We start from the raw sequence: 23,652 nt of genomic DNA, 5'->3' as shown, positions 1-23,652 counted from the left end.
TTCAGCCAGCTCCGCGGTCAATTTGAGTGATTGAATCAACGCCTGGCGTTCGCTAAGAGGCACAATTTTGTTTTCAGAAACAGCATAGGCACCAGTTTTCCGAATTGACGGTAATACCTCACGTTTAATCCAACGTTTGAACTCTTTTGCTTCTTGTTTTTTGCTTCCAAGCACTAACTCGTAAAGGCCAGATTCGTTTACTGCAGCCATTTCTTGAACTCCTCCAGGGGTATCAGTTGAAATGACCCCCTTTTCATCATCATCAAGGCGAACCAAAGCTTGACTTGTGTTCCCGATTTCCAAAATTGCGCACACATCGCGCGCCACAAACCATGGTTCTCCATCCTTCACGACAACCCGTACCTGCTTTTCCTGAAAGCTGAAAACATTTTGAAGTGCTTGCATAATCGCTCCTCCTATCGGGCTTGTTTTTGTTTTTGGCGAAGTTGCTCAAGCATGGCTTTTAACTCGGGATAATCATCGATCGTTTTAGGCTCTTCGGTGTTTATAGGCTGCTGTACGCTTTGTTGCTCAAGCTGCCATTGAACGGATGCTGGAAGCTTATCCTCTCTGAGAGGCACGACCTTTCGCGATTGTTTTTGCTCTTGCTGTTGATGGAATGCTTGGTTTGCCTGCTCTGCTTGCTCCGCCGTTCTTACCCCTTTTGCAAAGAGTTTCTCGATAGCTCCCTTTGCATAATCCCAAGCTTTGCCCTTTTCTGCGGCTTGACGCATTGCCCAAGCCAGCATGTCCATTTGAACTCCATCGTCTAGGTAGCTATGTAGTATCTGCCTGATGGTTTGATTCGGCTCGTAGACGAAATAATGCTTGTATTGGTCAAGCACGCTCTTGTATACGTGAAGGTCTCTACCACCGACCACGACGACTACCGATTCATGTCTTTCCCCTTTGGAGGGTAAGGGTGGTAGTAATTCTATATCTGCTTCTGTATCTAAGTCTGTATCTGTATCTGTATCTGTATCTGTATATATGGCGTGACACGGCGTGACATCGCGTGACTCAGGCGTGACATTAGCGTGACCTTTTAGACCGCCGTCTGAAAGAGTTGATTTATCAAGCTTTTGGGGGGGCTGTTCTTTTTTCTGTTGAGCTTTCTTTGCTCGTTCTTTCTGTTTCCTTTCACGTGTTTTGTCAGGCTTGTCAGAAGGTTTCTCGTACTGACGATTAATGAAATTTAGGAGTGTCACGCCACCATCCGCGTGACGTTCCATCATTTTGAGCGTGACACACATGTCGATGAATCCCTTTGCTTGCTCCCACTCGCCAGAAGGCAATCCAGCGGCTTGTGCCAGGTCTTCGTCGGTGTACTCGATGCCATCGGCGATAAATAATTTGCCGCGCTCGGACGACTGTGAAGCCTCACACATCGCCGTAATCCAGAGCCACTTCTGGACAGTTGTGAATCTGCGAATCTTGGGGTCTTTTAGAATCTCTGGATACAACCTAAACCACGGCATCATCTTTCATTTCCCTCCCCCGCCTTTCAACTAGAACTCGGTAGTTATTAATCTTGATCGGTTCCCACTCCGGGTAGTAACGCCTCATGTAAGCTGCAGCAAATCTTATTAGGGTTTCCGGATCGTCAAGAGTGCGATACAGGTCCGGCAGTGGAAACCATTGTCTCTGATTGTTCATTGATCGTTGAATAATGTTGCACTCTCATCAGTGTTTTCTTCCTGCAGTCCGTCGGTTGTATCATCCATGGGAACCGACTCTGCAGTGGAAACATTGATATCAATCGCATCACTGTACACGCTAACTGGTTCGCTTGTGATATCCTTTCGAACCACCTCGTCTTGAGTAGCCTGCTGTTGGATCTCAATACTTATCGGTAGGTATTTCCACATGTGGCGGATGACCGTTTTCTTTGCCATTTCTTCATAGTCCGTCACCCAAGGCCCATTCTTAGCAGCTTTAGAGCGAGAACGACGCTTCTCGATCTCCTCTTTGTCCATCACTTCAAACTGGTAGCCGCCGTCTTTAAAGTGTGCAACAGCGTATACGTACTTCATTTCACCTCGCCGGCCGGTTGCAGGTTTGTGATGCAGTTTTGGGCGTAAACCAAGCTCATAGTCAAACTCGTCAGCTTCGTATACGCAATGAGCGTAGATGCTTTCGATGTTGCCAGATCGGCGGGCTAGGTCGATCATTCCTTTGTAACCAATGATGAACTGTGCTTCCCGACCATAGGGGATAATGTAGCAATGGCCAATCAGGCCCGGCTCCAGACCCAGCTGAGCTGCCTGCATGACCGCACCAAGCAGCGACGGCATGTTGCATTCCAATAGCTTTGGTGTGGTGCGAATCGTTGTGAGGGCAATCCTGGCCATTCGGTCCGCATTCATATGGGACGGAAGTGCCTTTTCAATTTCCGGAGCCATTCGTTTTAGGTAAGCTGCGATCGTCTGCTCAGGTGACTGTGGTTGTTGTGCCGGTTGGCTCGCTCTGGTGGCCAACTGATTTTTGATATCTTGATTGGTAGCCATGTAGATCCTCCCTCCCTACACTGCCTTCACGCCGAACCGGCGGGAGACTGATGGTTTCAAGTACTTCTGGTAGATGTCTGGGTGGTCTTTGGCCAGAGCCGTACTGTCTAAGCGGTGCGTCGTGACGTTCTTCCAAGTGACCATATGATTGTTGGCAAGGCCCGTCTCATATTTCCCAAGCATCGCTTTCAGGCGATTTTCCAACTCCGTCACCCGTTCACTTGCGACCTTCTCTTCCTGTTTCGCCTGTTCCAGCTGTTCAAGGAGCATGTCTGCTTCCAGTGGTAGCTCTATCTCGCTTTCAGGTTCTCCTTCTGAGTACATGGTTTTGAGTAAGTCAGTGGATGCGTCAGAACCATCTATCGTCGGTGGCACTTGCTGCAAAACATGATTGTTCCAGAAATTCCCTTCTAGCTTGATCAGGTACTGGATGATTTCTTCGTCTCGTTCAATCTTCTTGTGAACGAACTTGTTCCCGCCGATCAGTACCGCAATCCACCAAGCATCATATCCGGTGACTGCCATGTAGTGCTGACACTGGATCAGGTATGGCGCTGGGATCTCTTCGCCTTCCCATTCCGATTTGAGGTATTCGCTGGCCGTCTTGCACTCCAACCCTGTCTTCTCTCCAACGATCAACCGATCGACGTTAGCTAGCATAAACGGATACTCGGGGTGCTGAAGGATTGCATTTCGCCGCTTTACTTTCTGTCCAGTCCGGCGTGTAAATTCTTGCGCGACCACATCCTCCAGGATTGTTCCAAAGTGGGCTGCCTCGCTTCGATTCTCTTCCAGTGGTGTTTGCCCGATCTTTTCTAAGTAGACAGCAACAGGTGACTTCCACTTGCTCAGACCAGCAATTGCCGCAGCGTCACTTCCTCCGATTCCCTTACGTCGGTACTGGAGCCACAATTCGCGGTCCATGTCTTTTGTTGAAACAATCGCTAATGCCATACTTATCTCTCTCCTCCCTCTTGATTTTTAGAGGCGGAATCGGTATGCTCTAATTACCAGAATCTTGCAAGGCGCATCACCAGAGACTCAGCGTTCCCGCGCTGGGTCTTTTGCTTTTATTGCCGCCTTGATGTCATCCAAGCACCAACCGGTACGGCTCTTTTCATATGACTGCCCATCCTTGCAAGTGGCAATGATTGTTGATGTGCCGTAAGCTTCCAGGGCTTCCTTTGGCGTTTCCATCGGTAGATATACAAAGCATCGTTGCCCGCAAAATTTGCAATATGGCCCCATAGTTTCCCTCCTTTCGTTTAGTCACGAGGCAGCTACCGTCCCAACCTCTACGGCAGCCGTTGCAGTTCCATGACTGCGCCACGCTCTTGCCTCGCTATGTAAGGCCTGTCTCATCAGTGCCGGGCGGCCAAGTCCGGCAGACTGAGGCGGAGAGCCCCAGTTTCGACTATTTCAAAAGACGTTTCGCCTGTTCCCGGATTTCCTCCCTAAACTCTTCCGAAGCCATCGTCGCCCGTGCGTCTATTATCAACTCCAATTCTTCTATCACGTCCCGAGCGGTCCATTCCAATTGGTCGCCGTCTTCGTCTGTATCAAAAGCTAATGGCTGGAGGTACTTCTGTCTGATCGGCTCCGTTTGTTCCACGTATGTCGGAAAATCAGGCAATTGCTGACTCATGATGTTCACCCTCTTGCAGTTTTTGTATGTCGTTCAACGTATCGTCTGTAGACATTTGCCACCAGTTCACATTCCTTTGTGCTTCTTCGATCTTCTTTTCAATCGCATCACGGACAAATTCAAGGCGTTCCAGTTCCCTAGTAGCGTCGTTGAGATTCTCTTGACACCTCTTTAACTGGCGTTGCAAATCAGCCAAAGTCATAGGGCTTGTCCTCCTTTATTCAGGTGTGCTATGCTCTTTGTAACGAATACTTGTTTTATGCCGTCTGTTGCGAGCAGGCGGTTTTTTCTTGTTTTTTTATCTGTTCAGTTAGTTCACGAGTAATTTGCCTATAAACCTCATGTGCAACCAAGTCGCCGGCCGTTTTCGCAACCATCATCATCCTTTGATAAAAGTTCAGCTTTTTCCGTAAGGTCTGTTCATTCATGCCGTTACTTCCCTCCCTCTACCTAAAATCCGCTGCATCCAGACTTCCTCTCGTTTTCGTTTAATCTCCATGACCTTCTCAGCGGTTATTTTTTTCTTTTGAGCGTCTACCAACATCCCGCACTGTTCACTCCGCCTTGCAGTATCCATGAGTGCGTCAATGATATGGATTAGCTGCTCTTCGTCCAGTCCATCCAGCATTTCCCTAACCTCTGTCATAGGAGCGTCCCCGCAAATAAGGCTTCCTGACGCTCCCGTCGCATCAGTTCGCGTGGATCACTCACGACGATCTCTTGCGCCCTGGCTTCGATCAGCCAGTTCTGTTGGTGAATAACCGGATCGATTCCGTACCTCTCGTCCATCAGGATATGTACATCGTCACCAGATTGGAAAAGGTCTTCGATTTGCTTCCCGAGATGGGTCAGCATACGCTCGTCGTCCTCTGTGAGCGGCTGCCATGGGCGCCTACTACGTTCCCACTCAATCGTTTCCTTTGCTGCCTCGATCACGTCCTCGCACTGCTTGATCAGGTTGTACAAGGCAACCGTTAGGCTTACCATCAACCGTGGGTCAGTCGGCGGCGGAGCGTCACCATACAGGTGTTTTAGCATGCGAGTTGCACGGTGATTCCCGCACACTTGGACAAATGCCTCTGCATCCTCACGCATCGGTGTAGCACGGCCGTTAATTACGTCGGAAACCCAACGGGCCGACCGGCCGATTTTCTTTCCAAGTGACTCGTGCGTCATTTGTTCCCCTGTTCTTTGGTGGCGGAATGCGTATTCGCAGATATCACTGATCCGCGACCGCGAGTAAATACTTACTGACACGTTACTGTTCCCCATGTGTTCGCCTCTCCTTTATGTGATTTTCAAAGTACTATTAGGGTGTGCTCATCTTTCAGACCCCCCCTCGTTTTCACGATGGGGCGTTCTTTTTATCTAGGTACTCTGTGTAAATCCTGATAGATCTAGCACCGATTCTATTTGTCTCAACGGGTGTGTAATGTAATCTGCTCGCCAGACATATTTGGTGGAAATGAACCAGTTCTACTTCATCAGTGAGCAACACACTTTTTATGAACAGATCGTCCGAGAGAGCTGTCACTTCATTTGCTAGCGCGACAGCTTCAATGTTTTTTGCAGTTAGGCTGTTCAAATACTCTTCGACCGCTCGGTCTAACTCAGGGAACGGCACAATTCGGTTTTCAGACATCATCTTCACCTCGCTTTCTTCGGGGAAGAAACAACTATTTTCGTACAAGATAAAAACTGAGTTGGCCAAAGTTGTTTGAGATATAGAGCACTTGCCAACCCTGTGCTAGTTTTTCATTTGCCTCCTTTGCGCATTTCGTGAGGCAAATTCCTTTGATCTCGGATACGTCCAAGCTTCACACCTCCTTTGCTTCACACAACTGCATACAGCGTCGAGTCCTGGCGGTGACCCAACCGTTTCCTTGCCTGACCATTGACCTTGTTCAGACAGCCCGGTTTGATGTATTCCGGCGCGGCTCCCTGTTCAGATCTTCGCTCGCTCCCGCTCTTCGGCGCTCTATGCAGTTGTGTGATTGTATTGTTAGGCTCGTCCATCATCCTTGGGCTCTTACAAGGCCGATCATTTGAGAGTCATTTCCCGATTGGACTGATAGCGTTTCCTGGTTCGCCATCCAACGGTCCAGGGTTTCCTTTCGAAATAGAATACGGTTGCCAGCGCGCAGATGCGGGATCTCCCCTGCTTTGCACATCATGGTCAGTTTCCAGTAGCTGATCCCGAGATAGGCGGCTGTGTCTTTGGCGGTCATCGTAATTTGGTCCATTTTGTTGCCTCCTTTCATTTGAGCCACTTCAGTTTTAGGATGACGAATGTCGAATCGACATCCAAAACTCGGAAGCATTTGTAGATAGATGTGCCGTTAGGTTCATATCGTTTGTTGGCTTAGAATTGTTTTACGACGGATAACGAGACGCCCGCTTTTTCGGTAGCTGCTTCTGCGTGCATCCTAGTTCTTTTCGCCGGTTGCGAATGAAGTCCGGAATCCTCAATATGAATCCCCCTTTTAAGCAGGCTCTGAAATTGACGTTTCGCCAACATTTTCTTCAAAAAAAACTTGTAAATCAACTCCGAGAGCATTTGCGAATGAAGGAAGCAGTTCAGCTCTGATTGCTCTAGAGTTTTTTTCATACTTGCAGAGAGTGGATGGGCTAATACCAACCTTATTAGCTACAAACCTTGCAGTAATCCCCTTTTCACTCCTGATTCTCTTTATTTTTTCGCCAAGGTTCGGTGTACGTTTCAAACAAGCACCCCCTTTCTGTGTTGGCGTATCGTCAACTTATGGTTTTATTTTACTTTGGCGTTTTGCCAATGTCAACACATTAATTGACTTTTCGCCAACTTTTATTTCCGTTCCGTCAACTTAGGCTATAATTACCTTTGAGGTGGAGTGTATGACAGACTCGAAAAAGTTGTTGGGTGAACGGCTACGTACCGCTCGCGAGAAGAAAGGCTTGAAACAGAATAGAGTCGCTCTATCTCTGGGGATTCATAACAGCACGTTGGCAAAATACGAATCTGGGGAACGGGAAGTTGACCTAGACACTCTTAATAAATTGGCTGAGATATACGAAGTCTCAGTGAACTATTTGATTACCGGAAATTACGATGACCTACTTTCCACTTCCGATAAGAAGGACAAGCCTGACGAACTCACCACCATCATGTATCACAAGTGGGATCAGTTAGATGAAAGAAGACGGAAACAAGCGCTTAAGCTGATTGAGATCCTGGAGCAAGAAGCTGACGAAGAAAACAGCAAAGATTGACATCACGAGGCATACCTTCGTTAACATATAATTGTCTTTTTGACGGAGGTTTCCCATGAGTTTCTGGAAGAAAGTATTTGGTCTAAATAACAAAGGGCAAACGGATACACTCCGCACTACATCCCAGACCTCTCATAAATCGTCAAATAACACTTTTCAATCAGATACAGAAGCACTCTCGGGTACAAGCGAAACCGTCACCGATCAGGAGCGCAAAAAAATCACAGAGCTCGTTTCCGAGTTAGAAATCCCAAAGGCCAGCATCATGGGCGTTGAGCTAGATATGAAGGAAATGTTAACAAATGCGCTCATTGAGCAACTTGAAAATGAAAGGAACGGAATTACGCCCCCTCCATTAAAGGATATAGACATTTCTGACAATTGGCTCCGAATTCAGTCCTTGGATTTCTTTGGTAAAGGGCATTATTCCAGTGATGGCACCTTATTCGTGGCGCATGGTAAGGATGGGACGATCTTGTTGGTTGATGAAGAAAAACAAGACGTCCTTCTTACTATTAAAGATGCCTCTAACATTTCATATCCCGGTCCCATCGTATCGAACAATGGATCTGTCATGTTCTTTATGAATAAAGAAGGTCTGCAGTGTCATCTGTTCATCATATCAGTAGATGGTAATATTCAAATAGACCTGGTAATAAATGCAAATGTATACAATTACGCAATTTCAGACTGCGGTAGATACGCAATCTGTCAAATGGCTAGCAATCCGAACCACGATGATGATGAGAAAGCGTTCATTTTCGATATTCAAACTGGATCTACGATCGCCTCGTGGTGTCCAGATACAGGTCGCGCTTCTTCCTATTCTTTTGAAGCCGATTCTTATATCGTGACATTTCACTATAACGACGGACATGCATACAGGTATTTGTTATCGGGAGAATTAGTCGATGAGGATAAGTGGCGTACAGAACGGCTAAAAACTGCAAGTGGATATAAACTTGAGAGTATTGGTTTTAGACGATTGGCTGAAATAGACAGCACTTCACCTTCCTCGATCTCTGATTACAAAGAAGTATTTGAACTGTTTGAAGCTGCTTGCAACAAAATGATTTCGAGCAATCACAAAGCAAATATGTATAAATCTATCGGTGAGGTTTACTTAAAATTCAACCTAAAGGTTGAGGCTATTGCTGCGTACAAAAAGGCAATTGGGTACAATCCAAAAATCGGCTTGAAGCGCGCTGTTGCATCATTAGAGAAAGAAATATCGTAATGGCTGAATATCGTTTAAAATGAGCCCTTTGGGCTTTTCTTTTCAACCATATATACGAACGTACATTCTTGTTTATGAGGAGGAAACTCATGCTGCAATGGACTTTTTACAAACCGACCGAAATCGAAAAGCGGATCAAGACACTCTACCAATCGATTGGGATTGAATCCCCTGCTGACATACAAGAGGAATTGATCGCATCATTACTTGATATCAAACTCCGCTATGCAGATGCTCCGTCACTCTCGTTTGAAAAGGGTAAGTTCCGTTGCATTGTGATCGATAATACGTTGCCGGAGGATGAGCAGCGCAAGCATTTCTTCCACGAACTCGGACACCTTTTCCGCGGTCACTCTGGAGACCAGTCTCGCTTTCCAGACCTTTTCAAGGGTCTCCTGGAAGAGCAAGCAGAACACTTTGCCAAAAACGCCATGATGCCATATCACATGATCCAGACGTTGCCGCTGCCTGAATACGAAAAAGATTTCCCTTACCTCATCGCTTGCGAATTTCATGTTTCCTACTCCCTGGCAAAGGAGCGATGGGAGCAGATCAAGCGCCGAATATCTGCAGGGAGATGGGAACAGGCTTGTATAGAACATGAACGCCATCGGTATAGAAAAGCATCCCCTGATAATTGGTGCGATCAGGCGAAGGAAATGTTTCGGCTAGCAATTGACCGAAAACTTCGAAATGGACAAGGAGTGATTATCCGATGAAAATTCGAGTGTTTTATGACTACCATGAAGGCGTACTTGTGCCACAGAAGTATATGATCGGCTTCAGAAAAGGAGAGCTCCCATGGGATCGGGAAAAGGTTTTCGTCTCCGTCTCAGCTCCATTTGAAAGTCTCGGTATCGAAGATTTTCTACCGGATTCATTAGCACTAACAGTAACTCAAGGAGACATGATCTTAAGCGCGGAAAAGCCCGGCAAGTTCGGAATTCTCCTTCCGCCACTCAGACAGCGAGCTGTTGAAGCTGGGGTCGACTATTGGGATGTCGAAAACCTTGTTATCCAGGTCGCTGATCTGGAAGAACTTTTGCAGATGAGTGTATTTATTGCTTAGGAGGAATAAACATGGCTGGATCAATAGAGAAGCGTGGGGAAAATAGTTGGCGTTTGACGGTTAGCGCGGGATTTGATGCAAATGGGAATCGTGTTAGATATAGGGAAACTGTGAAAGCGAAGAGTCGGCGGGAAGCTGAAAAAATTCTCGCCCAATTCATTGCAGAAGTAGAGGCTGGGACTTACGTGGCACCCGCAAAAATGACGTTCGCACAGTTCGCGAAGCGCTTTATGGCTGATGCGGAAAACAAACTTGCCATGCGGACCCGCATAAATTACCAACAGATGATTGACCTGGCTGTCCCAATAATTGGGCACCTAAAAATGGAAGATATCAAACCACTACACATCCAAGATTTTGCGAAGTATCTGGAGACTGTTCCGAAACGCGCTCGGGGCAATGGCACTTTATCCGCAAACACTATCCGGCTTCGTTTGCGCCTCCTTCGCAACATGTTCACTGTTGCTATTGATTGGCAAATGATCAAGGAAAACCCTTGCCGCAGGATAAAGGGACCGAAGAAAGAGAAGCCTCGACAAACTTATTACGATTTGCCGGACATCACCAGCCTTTTATCTGCGCTCCGAAATGAGCCGCTCCAGCTCCAGATTTTTGTGTGGCTAGCAATCACAACAGGAGCCAGATTGGGTGAACTATCCGCATTATCTTGGCCCGACTTTGACTACGAGACGTCCACAGTACAAATAGAACGCGCTGCTAAAACCTACACCGGACAGGGTGTAAAGATTGAGTCAACAAAGACGGCAAACAGCGTCCGAACTATATCCATCCCTCGCTTTGTCCTGGATATTCTACGTCTTTACCGTAAAGAGTGGACGGAACTTCGATTGTCGCTGGGGAGCTTATGGAAAGCAGATGAGTATTTGTTTGTAACTACTAACGGAAAACTTCGGTACCCTGAACACAATGGAGCCATTTTCCGTCGCTTTATTCGTCGGCATAATTTAAAGGAGCTAACGACTCATGGGTTACGCCACTCTTCAGCTTCTCTTCTGATTGCAGCCGACGTTCAAATGAAGGTGATTAGTGGTCGTTTGGGACACACAACCATGGCAACAACAGCTGATGTTTATAGTCATCTGCTACAGACCGTTGATCAAGTTGCAGCTGAAAAGTTAGGAGCAATCTTGGAAGCTGCCGCTGGGGACAGTTTGGGGACAAACTTTGCTTCTGGGGACACAAAATAACAGGTTCAAACCCTATTCTCCCCCTGCAAATCCTTGTCCTACCGAGCACCACAAACTCACACCAAACCCCATTTCTACTCCACGAGGTAGTAGACATCCTGAGCCTTCGCTTCAATAGGAGGTTCAACATATTCCCGAATCAAATGGAGCTTTAGTTCCTTTACATCTTTTATGCTCATCTCACGACGTGCCTGTTCCGGCGTCCACATTTTTACTTGCTCTATCGCATATCGAATGACTAGCTGAACTTTTTGTTTGCGATACTGCATATCCTCAAATTCGTACGGCGAAAAGCGCTTTTGTGCTCCACTCAGGATGCGCTTGTACCGCTCGACGATTGTTGACGGCACGGCTCACTCACTCCCACACTTTTGTAATTTGGAATTTGAATCCAAATTACCACGCAAAGGTAGGACAAAAATAACAAGATTTACAATATTGACCAATCTAAAAGTCATAAATTCCGGATTGCGAAACCCTTCGGAAGGTCACATCCGACTCTCCCCACAGATGATGCAGCTTCTGTCTAGCCTCTATTCTTACATGGTAGATTCCTTGTCCATACAAGCTTTTCCGTTCGCCCTTCTGATGCACCACGGTCGCTGACTCCGCCTGCCGCTCCACTGCCGGGCGATTCAACTCCCATAGCAGTCCGGCCTCTTCGCGAGCTCCCCGGACAATATCGGCCTCGTACCGTTTGGCCTCGCTGCTCGTCGCGACCAGTATTCTCTTCGTTTCCCCGTCCGCATCCTGATACTCCCATGCTCCCGCCGCTCGCGCCCCTTTTGACATGATGTCAGCCGTCTGCTGGACGCGCATACTCGCCAGGTTGGCCTGGCCTTGTATGAGCATGATCGACAATAATCCTCCCATACAGATGAGAAAAAAGAGCGCGGCAACCGTCATTGTCCCGCGCTCCTCAGCCAGCCGCTCTATCATCCAATTCTTCTTTTCCTCGTCCTTTCTCATCATTGGCTGCCACCCTTCTCCGCGTTTTCAACCATCAGATGATAGCTCTCTTTCAATTCAAAAGGCCTTCCGGTAGCGAGCAGATGAAATTTCATTGTCGCCTCAGCTTCAAAGTGATTTCCTTTCTTCCATCCCCCTTGCACATAAAGGCGAACTTGGCTATCCGTCATACCGATGCCCTGCTTCAGCTCTGCTTGGCCCATCTCTGCCGCGTGATAGTTGGCTAAGCCGAAATTCGGCTGGACGGCAGCGATTCTTCCCGCCTCATAAGCTGCAGCCAAAACCTTTTGCCGGTTGTACAGGATGGAAAATTGATCAAATGAAAAGATAAACACAAACCAGAGCAGCGGCAGTGCAAGGATGAGCTCCAATATTTGCGTCCCTCGCTCATTGCGGATCCAGCCGAACCAATCTCTTTTCATTTGCCTACCTCCACAAGTGCTGCACCAGATACGCACCCAAAAGGGGCACGGCATAGGGAAAAGACAGGGCGGCTTCTTTATTTTGGGGAAGCCAGATTTTCCGATGTGCGATCCAGCCCGCAAAGATCGCATGCATATTTCTTGCTAACCGCCTCCAGGTTCCAGGGAGAAAAACAACCACCGCCAGACAAACCCAGAGCGAGTGTAAAAAGAGCGGGTACACTCCCGACCAGCCCACCCACGCTCCTACCGCCATCAGCAGCTTTTGATCGCCCATCCCCATGCCGCGCAAAACAACCGGGACCACCGTCAGCAAAAAGGCTCCCGCAACTCCTGCAACGGCTGTCCACCCCATCCCCGCCTGCCATTGATAAACAAGGCCGGCAGCCAAGGCCGGAAACGTTACCGTATTTGGAATCTTGCGGCATTTCCAATCAAAGTATGCGGCGATACCCAGAAGCAAAAAGATTACAGCTTCCGTCATTTGCTGAGTTGGGTCTCCAGTTCCTGAATCCTCGCTTCCTCTGCGCTGCCCAGATTTTGCAGTGTCGGAATCAGGACGATCAGAATAATGGCGATGATGATCACCATCTCCACAATCGTCACGCCGTCTTCCTCCTTTGCAAACCGGCGGATGTAATCAGTGATCAACGTCATGGCAACCACTCCTTTTCAATTTGTACTTTTACTTTGTCAAAAGACAGAGCCCTCGGCAAAAAAACTTTACAAGCGTTCCCCAATTCCGATAAAAATAGGGCCCATGACCAGAAACAGCAACGGAACCCCCATCAGAATGATTACGAACGGAAGCAGACGCACATTAAGCCGATTCATGTGGTCGGATGCCTCGTCCTCCTGCTGACGGACCTGCTCCTCCACCTGCGCGGCGATCATCTTGGCTATGCTGACGCCCTTGCTCATCGCCTCATTTATTTCCATCGAGATCGCCGACAGAGTATCTACCTCCCATCGAAAAGCCAATTCCTCCAGCGCTTTGCGCCAGGTCCCATAGCGTCTTTCCTCCACTTCCAGCCGCGCCAACTCCCTTCCCAGTCTTCCGTCAAAACGGCGAGCCGTCTGCTTTACGGCAGCCTGGATCGGCATGCCCGCCTCAACCAGAGACTGCACAATACCAAAAAAAATCGGAACCTGCTCGCGAATCTCCGCTTTGACCCGTTTGTCAGCCACGTCCAGCAGCATCGTCGGCAGCAGAAACAATAAAACTGCGATAATCAACGGCAAATATGCCGTGGTATTCAATGGCTGCCCCCCTGTGTACGCAATCGCCAGTTGGATCACGACCGCCAGCATCACGATTCCGCCAACCGCCTTGGCCAACGCGACCTCTGCCAAGGAATAGCGCGAGTTCAGCCGGAAGAGGACATCGGCTGTATGGGTACCGTTGATTCCGGTCCACTTGCAAACAAGCTCCAATAAATCATCATGCTGCTCCAGATAGCGGGCCAGCTTCCAGGGGGAGATCGTCTTGCCGAATGCCCTCTCCAGATGTGAGTGACGTTCCTGCTCAATCCGTCCCAAAAGAGTCGGGACACCCTCCTCCCTTCTTTCCAAGCAAGCCGGCAATCCCCAGAACAATACCGCGATCCCTGCCAGTGCTCCGAGCCACAGCATGGCTTCACCCTCCTTTATGAATGCCTTTATGTGCAAGGTGGCGTACAACCTCTCCGCCAATCAAAATCGATCCGAGGGACGCCAATATCAAAAATCTCCCGGAAAGGGTGGCTGTCAGCGGGTCAAAATGGCTTGGGTTGTTCACATACAAAGCGATGATAAACACAAACGGCATCACACTGAGCAGATTCACCTGAGCCGTGATTTGGGCCATTGCGGCTCGCTGTCTTCGCAGCGACTGCTTCCTTCGGAGTATAGTCGATGAAGCAAGGTCAAGCGTTTTGGCCATGTCCCCGCCCATCTCTCGCTGGATGTAGACGATCGTCGCCAGGTAGCGGACATCTGCTGAGCCTGTTCGCTCGTAGAACATGTTCATGACTCGCTCCAATGGCACTTGAGCACGCAACAGCTCCACGATTCTGCTGTATTCCGTCGTTACGCATTTGTCCAAATAGGGACTCGCTGCCACCTGCTCAAATGCATGCAGGTAAGAAGGCGATGTCCGCAGAGAACTGGCCATCAAACGTATTGCCTTTACGTTGTCCACCTCAAATCTATCTTTTCTCCTTGCCCCCAGAATGCTCACGATCCGCTCTACGAAAAGAACACCGGCGAATAAAGCGGGCAGCGCCAGAATCCATGACTGCAGGAGCTTTTGTGTCACGCCAAAGGAAACAAGTCCCAGCACAAACGCAAGTCCAACGTACTGATTGACGCCAAATCCGGAGCCAGATTGCTGCAGCCTGACGCCAAGCCTGTCCCAGATCGTCTGTCGATCCCGCCGCAGTTGATGGACAATCTCATGCTCGTCCTGATGCTCCCGGTAAAAAAAAGAGCGCGGCACAGCCACAAGCACAATTCCTGCTCCCAGCCCTGCCGCAACCAGCGTACTCTCCAATGCCACGCGCAACCTACCTCCTACATCGGAATCGGCGTCGAAAAGAAAACCCGTTCCCACTCTTCTGGCTGCAGTCCTTTTTCCGCCCAACGCCTAACCAGTTTCTCCGGTTTATACCCTGTCCACCTATACTGTCCTACTACCCGTCCGTCCTTTATTGCCGTAGGCTCGTATACGTAAATATCCTGCAAGTAAACGCGGTCCGGATGGATTTGCCTTATGTTGCAGGCTTGGCGGATGCGGTCCTCATGTGACTGGCCTGTCCCGATCACTTCGGTAATCGCCACCACTTTGCGGCTCCCGTCTTCTTCAAATCGCTTCACCTGGACGATCAGGTCCAGCGCCGACCCGATCATCAGATTTCTTTCTGTCGTATTGTATGACTCCTCCGCCTTGGCAAACAAAATCGGCAAGGTCGAATCGATCAATGCCCGCGGAGAGTTGGCGTGAGCGGTACTCCAGCTGCCCGGGTGGTCCGTGTTCATCGCCCAAAGCATATCCACGATTTCTCCTCCCCGCGTCTCCCCGACGATGATGACATCCGGCCGTTTTCTCAGAGAAAGCCGCACGCAATCTTTAATAGAGAAGCCTCCCTTGCCCTCATAGTTGGCGGGCTTGGCCAAAAAACGCCGGACAAACGGATGCTGCAGCTTCATTTCCAGCACGTCCTCAATCGTAATGATGCTGAGGTGATGCGGGACGTACTGCGAAATCAGGTTGAGCAGGTGCGTTTTCCCTGAACCGGTACCTCCGCTTACGATGCCGGAAGCGCGAGAGAGACCGATCGCCCATTTTAAAAACGTAAGCATAGGCTCGCAGATCGAACCATATGCGAGGTAGTCCGCCTCCGTCAGCAAATCGCGGTGCTTTCGAATCGTCAGCATGTGGCCATCCGGAGAAATAGAGCGATGAGTCGCCGCTATCCTGGAACCATCCGGCAGTTGGGTATTCAGCTCTGCCTTTGTCTCGTTAAACTCGCGGCCCATAGTGGCGGCAATCTGCTCGAGAAGGCGCAGCATCTCCTCTTCATCGCGGAAGACCGGTATGTCCGGCACTTCTAAACGCCCCGTGCTCTTTCGCTCGACGACCAGGTGATCGTAGCGATGAAACATGATTTCCGTAATATCGGGGTCCTCCAGAAGCGGATCAAGCGGCCCCCAGCCAGTCAAGGAGCGGATCAGCCGCTCGACCTCCGCCTCAATTTGAACCGAAGCGAGCGGAGTTCCCGTTTCCAAAAGGAGGCGAATATCCCGTGCCAGCTCTTGGAGATAGGCTGCTTGTCCTTTTTCCTCCCACAAACGTTTTCCGTGCTTCTCCACGATCTGCGTTCGAATGGCTGCCTCTGCCTCGAAAGTCAGCCTTCTGTCTACAGGAGCATGCTGCTTCATCTGCATTCTTTCCTGCAGCGTTTGCGATTCACGAGCCGATTCTTTTGCCTTTGTTCGCAGATCAATCCGTTCCCGGGTGACAGCCTGAATTCCGAGCAAAGTCTTTTTGTCAAAGTTCATCCAGCTCTCTTCCTCCTTCCTATCTCCTCAACCACTTCCACAGGGAGGCGCGTTCCTTCTCCTTCTTTTTTCCCGAACCGTCGGCCTCTTCTTCCAGAGGCAAAAGGGCTTTGCCCAGCGCTTCAATGGCATCCTTGGCCGCCAGCTTTCCCGGATGCAGCATGACAGGATTGCCCGTGTTGATCGATTTTTTCACTTCCTGGTCATCGGGGATTGGAAATATCTTTTTGCTGGGATGCAGTTGAAAATAGGCGCGTATCTCATCGAGGGTAAACATCTCTTTTCGCTGCAAACGGTTCATGCACAGAGAAATGCGTTCTTCCGGATAATCCGCTTCCCGCAAGAGCTTTAATATACGTTGAATATTTTCAATAGAATCAACTACAGGATTCCCGACCATCACGACTTGCTCGGCAAAAAACAGTGCCTGGATCGTGGCATCCGTCGTATCTGGAGCCGTATCGATCAGGATGACATCATAGTGGCTGTTCTTGAGCGCATCCAGGATCAAATACAGATGGTAGTCTTTGATCTCAAAGCTGTGCCGGATATCGCGCGGAGAGGTCAAAACATACAAGCCGCTTGCCTCGTGGACAACGATATGCCTGTCCACTTCCTGCGGCGAAAGCTGTACACTACCGATCTGGACCTGCCACTCCTCCTGGCTCAAATCACCCGGTTCCCGGCCTTGGGAGCGAATCCAGTCATGCAGCCGTTCGTCAATATCCTGGACCCACGAATACAGATTAGGAGTACGCGGCAAATTCAATGCAGTCGCAAAGGTTCCCAGGTCCAAATTGAAGTCGACAGCCAGAACCTTCAGAGGATTTCCGCCAAGCTTCCGTTGCGCAAAATAGATGGCAAGCTCGCGGGAAAGAAAGGTTTTCCCGACGCCCCCTTTTGGACCGTACACGGTAATGAGCCGTTTTTTTGCCTGTTGGCCGCTTCCTGCAACATAGGGGTGGTGGGGCTTGGCCTCCGCGACTCCAGAAAATCCAGCCGCCTGCATACCTGCTTCCACGCCCGGAAAAGCCGCTCCGCCCATACCGTTGCTTGTCGTTCCGATACCGGTCAGACCTGTTCCCGTCCCGATCATTCCTCCCATCGCCGCACTGCCTGCCGGCATGCTGGCATGCATCGAGGACATGGCTGTCATGGAAGAGAGCTGCATCGCGAGCGCTTCCAATTGGCCAGAATGGATCGGCTTGGCGATCACCCACATGCCCAAATTGCGGAAAAATGGCTCCCATATCAGCTCCTGTTCACTGCAAGCGGCGATAAACAACAGGTGCGGAAAAGCAAGTCTGAACTGCTGGCACAAAACCCCTCTTTCCGCTTCCTGCACTCCCCCGAGCAGCACGATGTCCGGTTTGTTTTCATGAAGGGCCCGCCACGTCTCCTCTACCCCTGTCGTTTGTCCGCACACCTCCAGCCACCGGCTTCCGGCCGTCTGTGTTTGCAAGGCTGCGCCGACAGCGGGATCATCATCCACGATCAGCAATCGCTTTTTCACTTACTGCTCCTCCTCTCCCCACCGTTTTTTCGTTTTCATCAGAGCCGCTGCAAAGCTCGCGTCACCGACTCCCGCACTGTTTTCTTCCTCCAGGAAAGACGCCTTTCCCAAGCGGATCTTTCCGTAATGAAGGGCGTGGGTAAGCAAAACGGCTTCCCTCAGCTGCAGCGAAAGCGTGACCGCCTCCAGTCTGGGAATATCGCCGTCCATCTCTCTCTGCACCCCGATCACCGGCATGTTCCGCAGGAGCAATCCGGTATGCGCGCCGCTGTCGTCTTCAAACGATGCGTACACATGCACCCGCTCGCCAATCGCTACATGCGGATTAATGCCCGTGACGTTGTTAACCGGAATGCTGATGCCCGTCATCGACCGCTCCAGCTCCCGCCCTTTCGCAACTTCCCCCGCCTCCTCAACGTCTCCCGGCAAAAGCGGTCTTCCTCCTTCTACCCTGCGGGACAAAGGGCGGTTCAGATAACGCGGAGCTTCTTCCCACGGGATCAAGCCGAAAGCCTCCGCAGACTGCTCCCGGGCAAGGCCGCCCACCTGAATCTCGCCGCGCTCAAGATCGGATGCAGTCAGCTTTTCTCCGCTCTCCTTCGCCACATTTCCCCTCAGCTTGACAAAGACAAAGGTTTGCGGCTGCAAAAAGTGATATGCTCCCGCCGCCACGCAAGCAGCCAAGAGCAGGATGGCAACCAGCCGCAGAGGATGGATGGACATGCCTTTGCCTCCTTTCTCTGTTTTTGCCAGCGTACAAAGGATGGACGGGACAAAAAAAGCCGGCTTTCCAGCAATAGGGAAAGACGAGTCTATCTCCTCGGACTTTTGCTTCGCATATATGACATTAGATGTCATACCTTGGAAGCTACACTTAGTTCCATCTAGGGAATGAATGGGGGATTCAGTATGAAAAAATGGCTTCGTATTGCAAAATGGACTCTGTTATCTGTAACCTGCTTTTATTTTCTTTTCATTGGTTTCTTTAAATTAAATGGAAATCCGGACATTACACTCGCTTTTCAACAGTATGGATATCCTTATTGGTTTCAGATCATAATCGGTCCTGGCGAAGTGCTGGGGGGCCTCGGATTGTTATTTCATAAGCTTTTCCGCTACGCAGCCTTCGCATTGGCTTTTATTACGTCTGGCACCCGATACGGCTAAAGAGTTTAACAAACGGCAGCGACTGTGGGCAAAAGAGGATCTGGGCGGCTTTACGAAATCGTTTACTGCCTCCCAGCAAATAATGGAGAGTGACGTTGTTCGGAGAACGGGACACGAACATGGCCGTAAAGCTGGCTACCTTTCTTGAACAGGGAGGGAAATCCACCGCCTTTGTCGTCATTGGCGCCGGACATTTTGTTTTTGAGAACATGGTAATTGATCAATTGAAACAAGAAGGCTATTACGTGGAGTTTATTCGGTAGCTTTTTTGAAAAAAAAGGACGCATGATTTCCATGCGCCTTATACATTGCTCGCCCCACCTATTCTTTTCCAAAACGCTATAAATGTAGACATGAATAAACTCTCTAAAACTTATTTTTTCGATTCTTTTCCGTTGTCTCCCATCAATACGATGGGTTACGTTTAACCCTTTTCCAGAAAAGGAGTAGCATAAACTTGCGTATTTGGATAGATGTCGCTATAAACTGTAGCAATCACTCTATCCTCGTCCTTGGAGTTGTAAAAATGAGGGGCTTTTTCAACTGAAACTGCTTTTCTTCTCCTGGTGATAACCCCACAATTACCACATTTCCCTTGCTTTCATTCTTTGAAACTGTAGTCCAATCTATGGTTGTTTCTGTCCACATCGTTTCAAATTTGATTCTTCGCTTTTTACGTCTGTCCGCTTCTTTACTACCTAAATGCAGGTTCCCAAGTTGTTCCAACTAACTTCACCGAGTTACCGTGGCCGTGAAAATACAGATTAATTTTATCTCTGCTAAAGCATTTTTTTTTGGCTTTGTACACTTTATGCATTCTATTAGCATTCTATGTCCCGCTTTATACATTTAATGTAAAAAATGTATTTTTTATAAAGTTAATATATTACATTAATCCCATAATATTAGAAAGGAGCTTTGCTATGAAAAAAACAATTGGAAAACTTGCAGTTCTCTCTTTATGCTCTGCTTTTCTGCTCACCTCAGTACCAACCCATGGCTTTGCCGCATCATCCTTAAGTCAAGTTGCCGTTAACGATCAACAGGATAACGCATTCGTGAAAAAAGTTGACCCTTTTGTCAAATTAGACGCCAACACTATGCGTTTCTTCTTAACAAGTGATGCAAAAAAACATTTGTCTTCGAATGAGTATTCTCAAGCAGTAGCAGCCATTAATCAAACGAATGCTTTGATTAAAAAGAACAAAAGCAACTTGATAGCAAATGGTAAAAAAGTATCAATTAACCAAAAGATGGTTGCCAATTCAATTGATACTAATGCATACTGGGATTACGAACTTTTCTGGTGGGGACACCGCTTTTATCTCTCTCATGAGTTATGTCAAGACATTCGAGCTGAAGCAATGGGAATTGGTGGAGCTGGCACCATAACGGCAGGAATCCTTGTAGGTTTAGGGGTTCCGGGTTGGGTGGCTTCAATCATCGTTGGTTCTGGAGTACTAAGTCTTTACGTCGTCACCAAGATTGACAAAGGAAATGGAGTTTATATTGATACCTTTCATGTAGGGGTTCCGGGTGTTCCTAACGTGTACTCTGCTTAATAATTTCGGTTAAATGGGTAGAACACTCCGTTCTACCCTTCATACATAGAAAGGGGGTGACGGTACTTGATAGCAACCCGCTTTATCACTCATAACGTATTTGGCTTTCTTGCCATTTTGCTAATTTCTCATTTACCACTTTCCCCCTTTCTCGGAGTCCTCTTGGTAAGTATAATATGGATGGTCTCTGCTGCCTTTTTTACAATGGACTATAAAGAAACTAAACAAATTAAAGGAATAGTTCTTGCCGCACTAACACTTTATGTCATTATGGATCTATTGGTCCTTATAACGCTTTTGGAAAACTGAAGCCCATAATAGGAATGCCCTCTTGCAATATTCGCTGGAGGGCATTGGCTATTGTTTTTCTGTTATCCGGTCTAACATCGTAAACATAAGCCAAGGTGATTTGCTTTAGTATGCCTGCCGGATCGTCGGCTAATTGCTTTTTCCAACTGTCAGGATTGTTCAATAATCATTTTGTAGTAAGGCTATCGATTGCCTTCAATTTTACTTGCTCCCAGTCATCAAGCTTCAAAGTTTCTTTGTAAATCCACAATTTTATCCCCGACTTGTTGACAACATCGTATTGTATAACTCGAATTTTCTATCAGGCTGATCAGCTTTTCGGGATAATTCGGATCGTTTGCGTAGCCGCCCTTCCAGATTGCTGGCAGGCCGTCATGTAATCTGCACCAAGTACGTCATAGTAACGTATGGCTTTCCCTCGTACCGTTCAGGATTAACTCGGAGTGATCAGCGATAGACTCAGCGCAAGGTTTTGTTTTCGTAAAAGTGTTTATTACATCTATGAATAGTGTAAATAATACACCATCTTCATCATAATATATTGGGGTATAATCCCTCTGAAAGGGAGAGTATTACATGAGACTCAGTAAATGGAGTAAACTACAACGCCTACTCGCCAGCGGCTTGCTCGGCATAACCGCGATACTCGGAAGCGTATTGACCGTACAGGCGAACGAAGCGCCTGCCGCAGCGCCTGCAATCAGCCCCTGGGCCGTCCAGACCCTTCACGAAGGCGAAAAATACGGAATTTATCCGCTTGCCTGGTATCAAGACGGCACCTTTCAGCAGCCGATTACCACGGACAAATTTCAAGCTTTGCTGACCAGCACGGCAGCGAAACTGGATAAGCTGGGCTTCAGCAAGAAGACTGATTTCAGCGGCCCGAAAGCAACAGATACAATAACGAGAGAAATGGTCCTGAACTCGCTGTACGGCGTCCTCACACAGTACGAGCTGCCGGAAGCTTTCGAAATCGGCAAGCTTTCCCCGATTGATTATTTGCAAAAGAAAGGCATCGTGAGCGGAACCATTAAAAGCCTGGGACTGAACCAGCCATGCACTGTCGAGCAAGCCGCCGTCTTTGCAAGCAGGCTTGTAACCTATACATACGATACCGCCCAGGGAGGGGCAAAAGGGCTGCTCTGGAAGGCCACCAAGGGAGGCAACACGCTTTACCTGCTCGGTTCGATTCACTATGGCACTCCGGATATGTACCCGATGCAAAAAAACGTCAGGGACGCGTTCGCCGCATCCGATACCCTTTGGGTGGAGCTGAATCTCCTCTCTGACGATGAAGAGGCGTTGGAATACTTTAAAGAATCCATGATGTACACCGACGGCACAACACTGAAGGATCACGTATCCAAAGCGACGTATGAGAAGCTGCAGAAGGTTACCGACAAGCTGAAACTTCCCCGGGATGCCTTCGACTCCTACAAGCCTTGGGCCGTATCCACCGGCCTGTCCCTGAATTCCACCAGAGTCTCGCCAAGCGAGCAGCCTCAGTCTTCGGCTTTGGGGGTCGACATGTACTTCCTGCAAAGCGCGCTTCTTTCCGGGAAACCGATACACGAGTTGGAAGGCATAAAGCTGCAAGCCGATCTTTTCAACAACGCACCGCCTGACCTGCAGGAAAAAGAATTGAATGAACTGCTGGACTCGGTTTTGAATCCGGATGCCGCCTCGCAGAACACGGCGAAACAGCTTATCGAGTGGCAGCAGCTATGGGCAAAAGGGGATCTGGACGGCTTTACGAAATCATTTACTTCCTCCCCGCAAATGATGGAGAGCGCTCTTGCGAAGGGGTTGTTCGGGGAACGGGACAAGAACATGGCCGCAAAGCTGGCTGCCTTGCTTGAAAAGGAAGGGAAATCAACTGTCTTTGTCGTCATTGGCGCCGGGCATTTTGTGGTCGAGAATATGGTGATTGATCAATTGAAGCAAAAAGGCTATAAAGTGGAGTTTATTCGGTAGCTTTTTTGCGGGTAACAGAGAGGGCGCATGGATGTCATGCGCCTCTTTCATTACCGTATATAGGATCAAGCTAGTTTATATTTTCAAGGTATTTAATAAATTTCGGGTAAAAATTCAGTGTTATGTAAATCTCTGGAGTGGTCTGCGATAAGTACAATACTCGCATTTAGTTCTTTACCTGAAAAATTATAGATAAGAAAATCAGTATTTGGATATATCTCACTGTATCCTTTTGTGATTCCGCTATCTTCATTCGTCGCATTATAAAAACCAGATGAATAGGATAATGCATTTTTCCATTGGAATTTTTCTTCTATACCGGGAGAAAGCCCAACCATAACAACGATTCCTTCACTCTCATTTTTATATACTAAAGTCTTGTTGTTTTCTTGAAAAAGGCTATGCTCTGAATCGGAACTGTCTTTAAATTTACGAACGAGATTGGTAATAGCCCAGTCTTCGGTTATTTCAATATAACCATCCATTGAAAAATTAGTCTTAATATCCAGATACCTTTTGTTAAATTTGTCGATGTCTATAACTGTTGAATTACTGCTAACGTGATTACTCTGGCATGATATTAGCAGAAGGATTATGGATAAAAACATTAGGTATTTTACGTGCACTCTTTTTCCAATTTCCATACAAACCACCCTTTTTTAGAGGTTGGACACGCAAATAATAATCGAGAGACATTATAGTTTGCTTACTAAGAACATATCGCTAAAGTGCCCTTAAAACCTTACTCCGAGACCAATAGCTAGTTGGTCCTAAAGCCATCCG

33 protein-coding genes, 1 other RNA gene and 1 pseudogene are annotated in these 23,652 nt (G+C 48.3%); 10 read left to right on the top strand and 25 right to left on the bottom strand.

What is annotated here, in order from left to right:
• The 13 genes from EDM54_RS12990 to EDM54_RS12920 form a co-directional block, all read right to left on the bottom strand.
• A partial coding sequence (locus tag EDM54_RS12990; protein ID WP_259676342.1) for a BRO-N domain-containing protein occupies positions 1–405 on the bottom strand: 405 nt, incomplete at its 3' end.
• Positions 406–416: 11 nt separating this feature from the next.
• Positions 417–1,481, bottom strand: a complete 1,065-nt coding sequence (locus tag EDM54_RS12985) for a DnaD domain protein (RefSeq protein ID WP_122958298.1) — start codon at positions 1,479–1,481, stop codon at positions 417–419.
• A gap of 171 nt (positions 1,482–1,652) precedes the next feature.
• The gene (recT, locus tag EDM54_RS12975; protein ID WP_122958296.1) at positions 1,653–2,507 is read right to left on the bottom strand and encodes a recombination protein RecT; all 855 of its coding nucleotides are present in this window, start codon (positions 2,505–2,507) and stop codon (positions 1,653–1,655) included.
• Between the two features lie 15 nt (positions 2,508–2,522).
• Entirely contained in the window at positions 2,523–3,461 is a 939-nt protein-coding gene (locus tag EDM54_RS12970; protein ID WP_122958295.1) for a YqaJ viral recombinase family nuclease, read from the bottom strand.
• A gap of 393 nt (positions 3,462–3,854) precedes the next feature.
• Positions 3,855–3,923: hammerhead ribozyme type II (locus EDM54_RS12960), an RNA gene on the bottom strand.
• Positions 3,922–4,152, bottom strand: coding sequence for a hypothetical protein (locus tag EDM54_RS12955; RefSeq protein WP_122958293.1), 231 nt, complete (start codon positions 4,150–4,152; stop codon positions 3,922–3,924). The genes EDM54_RS12960 and EDM54_RS12955 overlap by 2 nt, the downstream gene beginning before the upstream one ends.
• Positions 4,133–4,354: a hypothetical protein gene (locus EDM54_RS12950; protein WP_122958292.1), complete on the bottom strand. Its 222-nt coding sequence runs from the start codon at positions 4,352–4,354 to the stop codon at positions 4,133–4,135. Before EDM54_RS12950 ends, EDM54_RS12955 begins: the two co-directional genes overlap by 20 nt.
• A 55-nt stretch (positions 4,355–4,409) precedes the next feature.
• Positions 4,410–4,580, bottom strand: coding sequence for a hypothetical protein (locus EDM54_RS26465; RefSeq protein ID WP_170208428.1), 171 nt, complete (start codon positions 4,578–4,580; stop codon positions 4,410–4,412).
• Complete coding sequence (locus tag EDM54_RS12945; RefSeq protein WP_122958291.1) at positions 4,577–4,798, bottom strand: hypothetical protein; 222 nt, start codon at positions 4,796–4,798, stop codon at positions 4,577–4,579. Before EDM54_RS12945 ends, EDM54_RS26465 begins: the two co-directional genes overlap by 4 nt.
• The gene (locus tag EDM54_RS12940; RefSeq protein ID WP_122958290.1) at positions 4,795–5,424 is read right to left on the bottom strand and encodes a helix-turn-helix domain-containing protein; all 630 of its coding nucleotides are present in this window, start codon (positions 5,422–5,424) and stop codon (positions 4,795–4,797) included. Before EDM54_RS12940 ends, EDM54_RS12945 begins: the two co-directional genes overlap by 4 nt.
• A gap of 561 nt (positions 5,425–5,985) precedes the next feature.
• A complete protein-coding gene (locus EDM54_RS12930) occupies positions 5,986–6,168 on the bottom strand; it encodes a hypothetical protein (protein ID WP_148040232.1) in 183 nt (60 codons plus the stop codon).
• The gene (locus tag EDM54_RS12925) at positions 6,168–6,395 is read right to left on the bottom strand and encodes a helix-turn-helix domain-containing protein (RefSeq protein ID WP_122958287.1); all 228 of its coding nucleotides are present in this window, start codon (positions 6,393–6,395) and stop codon (positions 6,168–6,170) included. The genes EDM54_RS12930 and EDM54_RS12925 overlap by 1 nt, the downstream gene beginning before the upstream one ends.
• A gap of 240 nt (positions 6,396–6,635) precedes the next feature.
• The gene (locus EDM54_RS12920; RefSeq protein ID WP_122958286.1) at positions 6,636–6,875 is read right to left on the bottom strand and encodes a helix-turn-helix domain-containing protein; all 240 of its coding nucleotides are present in this window, start codon (positions 6,873–6,875) and stop codon (positions 6,636–6,638) included.
• 151 nt (positions 6,876–7,026) lie between these two features.
• On the opposite strand from EDM54_RS12920, the gene EDM54_RS12915 reads away from it, so the two are divergent.
• From EDM54_RS12915 to EDM54_RS12895, 5 genes are all read left to right on the top strand, one after another.
• Entirely contained in the window at positions 7,027–7,401 is a 375-nt protein-coding gene (locus EDM54_RS12915; RefSeq protein WP_122958285.1) for a helix-turn-helix domain-containing protein, read from the top strand.
• 55 nt (positions 7,402–7,456) lie between these two features.
• On the top strand, positions 7,457–8,638 hold the full coding sequence (locus EDM54_RS12910; RefSeq protein ID WP_122958284.1) for a hypothetical protein: 1,182 nt from the start codon (positions 7,457–7,459) through the stop codon (positions 8,636–8,638).
• 89 nt (positions 8,639–8,727) lie between these two features.
• The gene (locus tag EDM54_RS12905) at positions 8,728–9,357 is read left to right on the top strand and encodes an ImmA/IrrE family metallo-endopeptidase (protein WP_170208401.1); all 630 of its coding nucleotides are present in this window, start codon (positions 8,728–8,730) and stop codon (positions 9,355–9,357) included.
• Positions 9,354–9,707 carry a hypothetical protein gene (locus tag EDM54_RS12900; protein ID WP_122958282.1) on the top strand — a complete coding sequence of 118 codons (354 nt, stop codon included), beginning with the start codon at positions 9,354–9,356 and terminating at the stop codon, positions 9,705–9,707. The genes EDM54_RS12905 and EDM54_RS12900 overlap by 4 nt, the downstream gene beginning before the upstream one ends.
• A gap of 11 nt (positions 9,708–9,718) precedes the next feature.
• Entirely contained in the window at positions 9,719–10,915 is a 1,197-nt protein-coding gene (locus EDM54_RS12895; RefSeq protein WP_122958281.1) for a tyrosine-type recombinase/integrase, read from the top strand.
• A gap of 74 nt (positions 10,916–10,989) precedes the next feature.
• Here EDM54_RS12895 and EDM54_RS12890 read toward each other — a convergent pair whose 3' ends face one another.
• The 10 genes from EDM54_RS12890 to EDM54_RS12845 all read right to left on the bottom strand — a co-directional run bounded on the left by EDM54_RS12890 (position 10,990) and on the right by EDM54_RS12845 (position 18,580).
• Entirely contained in the window at positions 10,990–11,265 is a 276-nt protein-coding gene (locus tag EDM54_RS12890; protein ID WP_255320369.1) for a hypothetical protein, read from the bottom strand.
• A 97-nt stretch (positions 11,266–11,362) separates the two neighbouring features.
• On the bottom strand, positions 11,363–11,884 hold the full coding sequence (locus tag EDM54_RS12885; RefSeq protein ID WP_255320368.1) for a hypothetical protein: 522 nt from the start codon (positions 11,882–11,884) through the stop codon (positions 11,363–11,365).
• Positions 11,884–12,306 carry a TadE/TadG family type IV pilus assembly protein gene (locus tag EDM54_RS12880; RefSeq protein ID WP_122958279.1) on the bottom strand — a complete coding sequence of 141 codons (423 nt, stop codon included), beginning with the start codon at positions 12,304–12,306 and terminating at the stop codon, positions 11,884–11,886. Before EDM54_RS12880 ends, EDM54_RS12885 begins: the two co-directional genes overlap by 1 nt.
• 4 nt (positions 12,307–12,310) lie before the next feature.
• Positions 12,311–12,790, bottom strand: a complete 480-nt coding sequence (locus EDM54_RS12875; RefSeq protein WP_122958278.1) for an A24 family peptidase — start codon at positions 12,788–12,790, stop codon at positions 12,311–12,313.
• Positions 12,787–12,963 carry a pilus assembly protein gene (locus EDM54_RS12870; protein ID WP_122958277.1) on the bottom strand — a complete coding sequence of 59 codons (177 nt, stop codon included), beginning with the start codon at positions 12,961–12,963 and terminating at the stop codon, positions 12,787–12,789. Before EDM54_RS12870 ends, EDM54_RS12875 begins: the two co-directional genes overlap by 4 nt.
• Before the next feature lie 66 nt (positions 12,964–13,029).
• A complete protein-coding gene (locus EDM54_RS12865; protein WP_122958276.1) occupies positions 13,030–13,938 on the bottom strand; it encodes a type II secretion system F family protein in 909 nt (302 codons plus the stop codon).
• Positions 13,939–13,942: 4 nt separating this feature from the next.
• A complete protein-coding gene (locus EDM54_RS12860) occupies positions 13,943–14,842 on the bottom strand; it encodes a type II secretion system F family protein (protein WP_255320367.1) in 900 nt (299 codons plus the stop codon).
• Between the two features lie 14 nt (positions 14,843–14,856).
• Positions 14,857–16,344: a TadA family conjugal transfer-associated ATPase gene (locus EDM54_RS12855; RefSeq protein WP_122958275.1), complete on the bottom strand. Its 1,488-nt coding sequence runs from the start codon at positions 16,342–16,344 to the stop codon at positions 14,857–14,859.
• Between the two features lie 19 nt (positions 16,345–16,363).
• The gene (locus EDM54_RS12850) at positions 16,364–17,857 is read right to left on the bottom strand and encodes a CpaE/TadZ family protein (RefSeq protein ID WP_122958274.1); all 1,494 of its coding nucleotides are present in this window, start codon (positions 17,855–17,857) and stop codon (positions 16,364–16,366) included.
• Positions 17,858–18,580: an RcpC/CpaB family pilus assembly protein gene (locus EDM54_RS12845; RefSeq protein ID WP_122958273.1), complete on the bottom strand. Its 723-nt coding sequence runs from the start codon at positions 18,578–18,580 to the stop codon at positions 17,858–17,860.
• 186 nt (positions 18,581–18,766) lie between these two features.
• On the opposite strand from EDM54_RS12845, the gene EDM54_RS12840 reads away from it, so the two are divergent.
• The 4 genes from EDM54_RS12840 (at position 18,767) to EDM54_RS12825 (ending at position 20,895) form a co-directional block, all read left to right on the top strand.
• Positions 18,767–19,024 (top strand): DoxX family membrane protein, encoded by a 258-nt coding sequence (locus EDM54_RS12840; RefSeq protein WP_003390299.1) that lies wholly within the window; start codon positions 18,767–18,769, stop codon positions 19,022–19,024.
• A 95-nt stretch (positions 19,025–19,119) separates the two neighbouring features.
• Positions 19,120–19,287, top strand: coding sequence for a TraB/GumN family protein (locus tag EDM54_RS27000; protein ID WP_003390298.1), 168 nt, complete (start codon positions 19,120–19,122; stop codon positions 19,285–19,287).
• Between the two features lie 660 nt (positions 19,288–19,947).
• Positions 19,948–20,586 carry a hypothetical protein gene (locus tag EDM54_RS12830; RefSeq protein WP_024984063.1) on the top strand — a complete coding sequence of 213 codons (639 nt, stop codon included), beginning with the start codon at positions 19,948–19,950 and terminating at the stop codon, positions 20,584–20,586.
• A gap of 66 nt (positions 20,587–20,652) precedes the next feature.
• Complete coding sequence (locus EDM54_RS12825; protein WP_003390296.1) at positions 20,653–20,895, top strand: hypothetical protein; 243 nt, start codon at positions 20,653–20,655, stop codon at positions 20,893–20,895.
• 296 nt (positions 20,896–21,191) lie between these two features.
• Here EDM54_RS12825 and EDM54_RS27375 read toward each other — a convergent pair.
• A pseudogene (locus EDM54_RS27375) lies at positions 21,192–21,356 on the bottom strand (glucosaminidase domain-containing protein); the annotation flags it as partial.
• A gap of 115 nt (positions 21,357–21,471) precedes the next feature.
• Here EDM54_RS27375 and EDM54_RS12815 point away from each other — a divergent pair.
• The gene (locus EDM54_RS12815) at positions 21,472–22,869 is read left to right on the top strand and encodes a TraB/GumN family protein (protein WP_122958272.1); all 1,398 of its coding nucleotides are present in this window, start codon (positions 21,472–21,474) and stop codon (positions 22,867–22,869) included.
• Between the two features lie 92 nt (positions 22,870–22,961).
• On the opposite strand, the gene EDM54_RS12810 is transcribed toward EDM54_RS12815, so the two are convergent.
• The gene (locus tag EDM54_RS12810) at positions 22,962–23,513 is read right to left on the bottom strand and encodes a hypothetical protein (protein ID WP_122958271.1); all 552 of its coding nucleotides are present in this window, start codon (positions 23,511–23,513) and stop codon (positions 22,962–22,964) included.
• Between the last annotated feature and the right edge of the window lie 139 nt (positions 23,514–23,652).

Origin of the sequence: Brevibacillus borstelensis (genome assembly GCF_003710865.1) — a bacterium.
Classification (GTDB): Bacteria; Bacillota; Bacilli; order Brevibacillales; family Brevibacillaceae; genus Brevibacillus; species Brevibacillus borstelensis.
The sequence above is the reverse complement of the archived record's forward strand: the minus strand, read 5'-3'. Positions and strand labels throughout refer to the sequence as shown.

Coding starts and splice junctions, on each gene's coding strand:
- EDM54_RS26465 (WP_170208428.1), bottom strand. CDS start 4,580: ATGAATGAACAGACCTTACGGAAAAAGCTGAACTTTTATCAAAGGATG.
- EDM54_RS12985 (WP_122958298.1), bottom strand. CDS start 1,481: ATGATGCCGTGGTTTAGGTTGTATCCAGAGATTCTAAAAGACCCCAAG.
- EDM54_RS12955 (WP_122958293.1), bottom strand. CDS start 4,152: ATGAGTCAGCAATTGCCTGATTTTCCGACATACGTGGAACAAACGGAG.
- EDM54_RS12940 (WP_122958290.1), bottom strand. CDS start 5,424: ATGGGGAACAGTAACGTGTCAGTAAGTATTTACTCGCGGTCGCGGATC.
- EDM54_RS12810 (WP_122958271.1), bottom strand. CDS start 23,513: ATGGAAATTGGAAAAAGAGTGCACGTAAAATACCTAATGTTTTTATCC.
- EDM54_RS12875 (WP_122958278.1), bottom strand. CDS start 12,790: ATGACGGAAGCTGTAATCTTTTTGCTTCTGGGTATCGCCGCATACTTT.
- EDM54_RS12895 (WP_122958281.1), top strand. CDS start 9,719: ATGGCTGGATCAATAGAGAAGCGTGGGGAAAATAGTTGGCGTTTGACG.
- EDM54_RS12885 (WP_255320368.1), bottom strand. CDS start 11,884: ATGAGAAAGGACGAGGAAAAGAAGAATTGGATGATAGAGCGGCTGGCT.
- EDM54_RS12845 (WP_122958273.1), bottom strand. CDS start 18,580: ATGTCCATCCATCCTCTGCGGCTGGTTGCCATCCTGCTCTTGGCTGCT.
- EDM54_RS12880 (WP_122958279.1), bottom strand. CDS start 12,306: ATGAAAAGAGATTGGTTCGGCTGGATCCGCAATGAGCGAGGGACGCAA.
- EDM54_RS12930 (WP_148040232.1), bottom strand. CDS start 6,168: ATGGACGAGCCTAACAATACAATCACACAACTGCATAGAGCGCCGAAG.
- EDM54_RS12910 (WP_122958284.1), top strand. CDS start 7,457: ATGAGTTTCTGGAAGAAAGTATTTGGTCTAAATAACAAAGGGCAAACG.
- EDM54_RS12855 (WP_122958275.1), bottom strand. CDS start 16,344: ATGAACTTTGACAAAAAGACTTTGCTCGGAATTCAGGCTGTCACCCGG.
- EDM54_RS12950 (WP_122958292.1), bottom strand. CDS start 4,354: ATGACTTTGGCTGATTTGCAACGCCAGTTAAAGAGGTGTCAAGAGAAT.
- EDM54_RS12905 (WP_170208401.1), top strand. CDS start 8,728: ATGCTGCAATGGACTTTTTACAAACCGACCGAAATCGAAAAGCGGATC.
- EDM54_RS12870 (WP_122958277.1), bottom strand. CDS start 12,963: ATGACGTTGATCACTGATTACATCCGCCGGTTTGCAAAGGAGGAAGAC.
- EDM54_RS12840 (WP_003390299.1), top strand. CDS start 18,767: ATGAAAAAATGGCTTCGTATTGCAAAATGGACTCTGTTATCTGTAACC.
- EDM54_RS12865 (WP_122958276.1), bottom strand. CDS start 13,938: ATGCTGTGGCTCGGAGCACTGGCAGGGATCGCGGTATTGTTCTGGGGA.
- recT (WP_122958296.1), bottom strand. CDS start 2,507: ATGGCTACCAATCAAGATATCAAAAATCAGTTGGCCACCAGAGCGAGC.
- EDM54_RS12925 (WP_122958287.1), bottom strand. CDS start 6,395: ATGGACCAAATTACGATGACCGCCAAAGACACAGCCGCCTATCTCGGG.
- EDM54_RS12815 (WP_122958272.1), top strand. CDS start 21,472: ATGAGACTCAGTAAATGGAGTAAACTACAACGCCTACTCGCCAGCGGC.
- EDM54_RS12830 (WP_024984063.1), top strand. CDS start 19,948: ATGAAAAAAACAATTGGAAAACTTGCAGTTCTCTCTTTATGCTCTGCT.
- EDM54_RS12945 (WP_122958291.1), bottom strand. CDS start 4,798: ATGACAGAGGTTAGGGAAATGCTGGATGGACTGGACGAAGAGCAGCTA.
- EDM54_RS12970 (WP_122958295.1), bottom strand. CDS start 3,461: ATGGCATTAGCGATTGTTTCAACAAAAGACATGGACCGCGAATTGTGG.
- EDM54_RS12900 (WP_122958282.1), top strand. CDS start 9,354: ATGAAAATTCGAGTGTTTTATGACTACCATGAAGGCGTACTTGTGCCA.
- EDM54_RS12915 (WP_122958285.1), top strand. CDS start 7,027: ATGACAGACTCGAAAAAGTTGTTGGGTGAACGGCTACGTACCGCTCGC.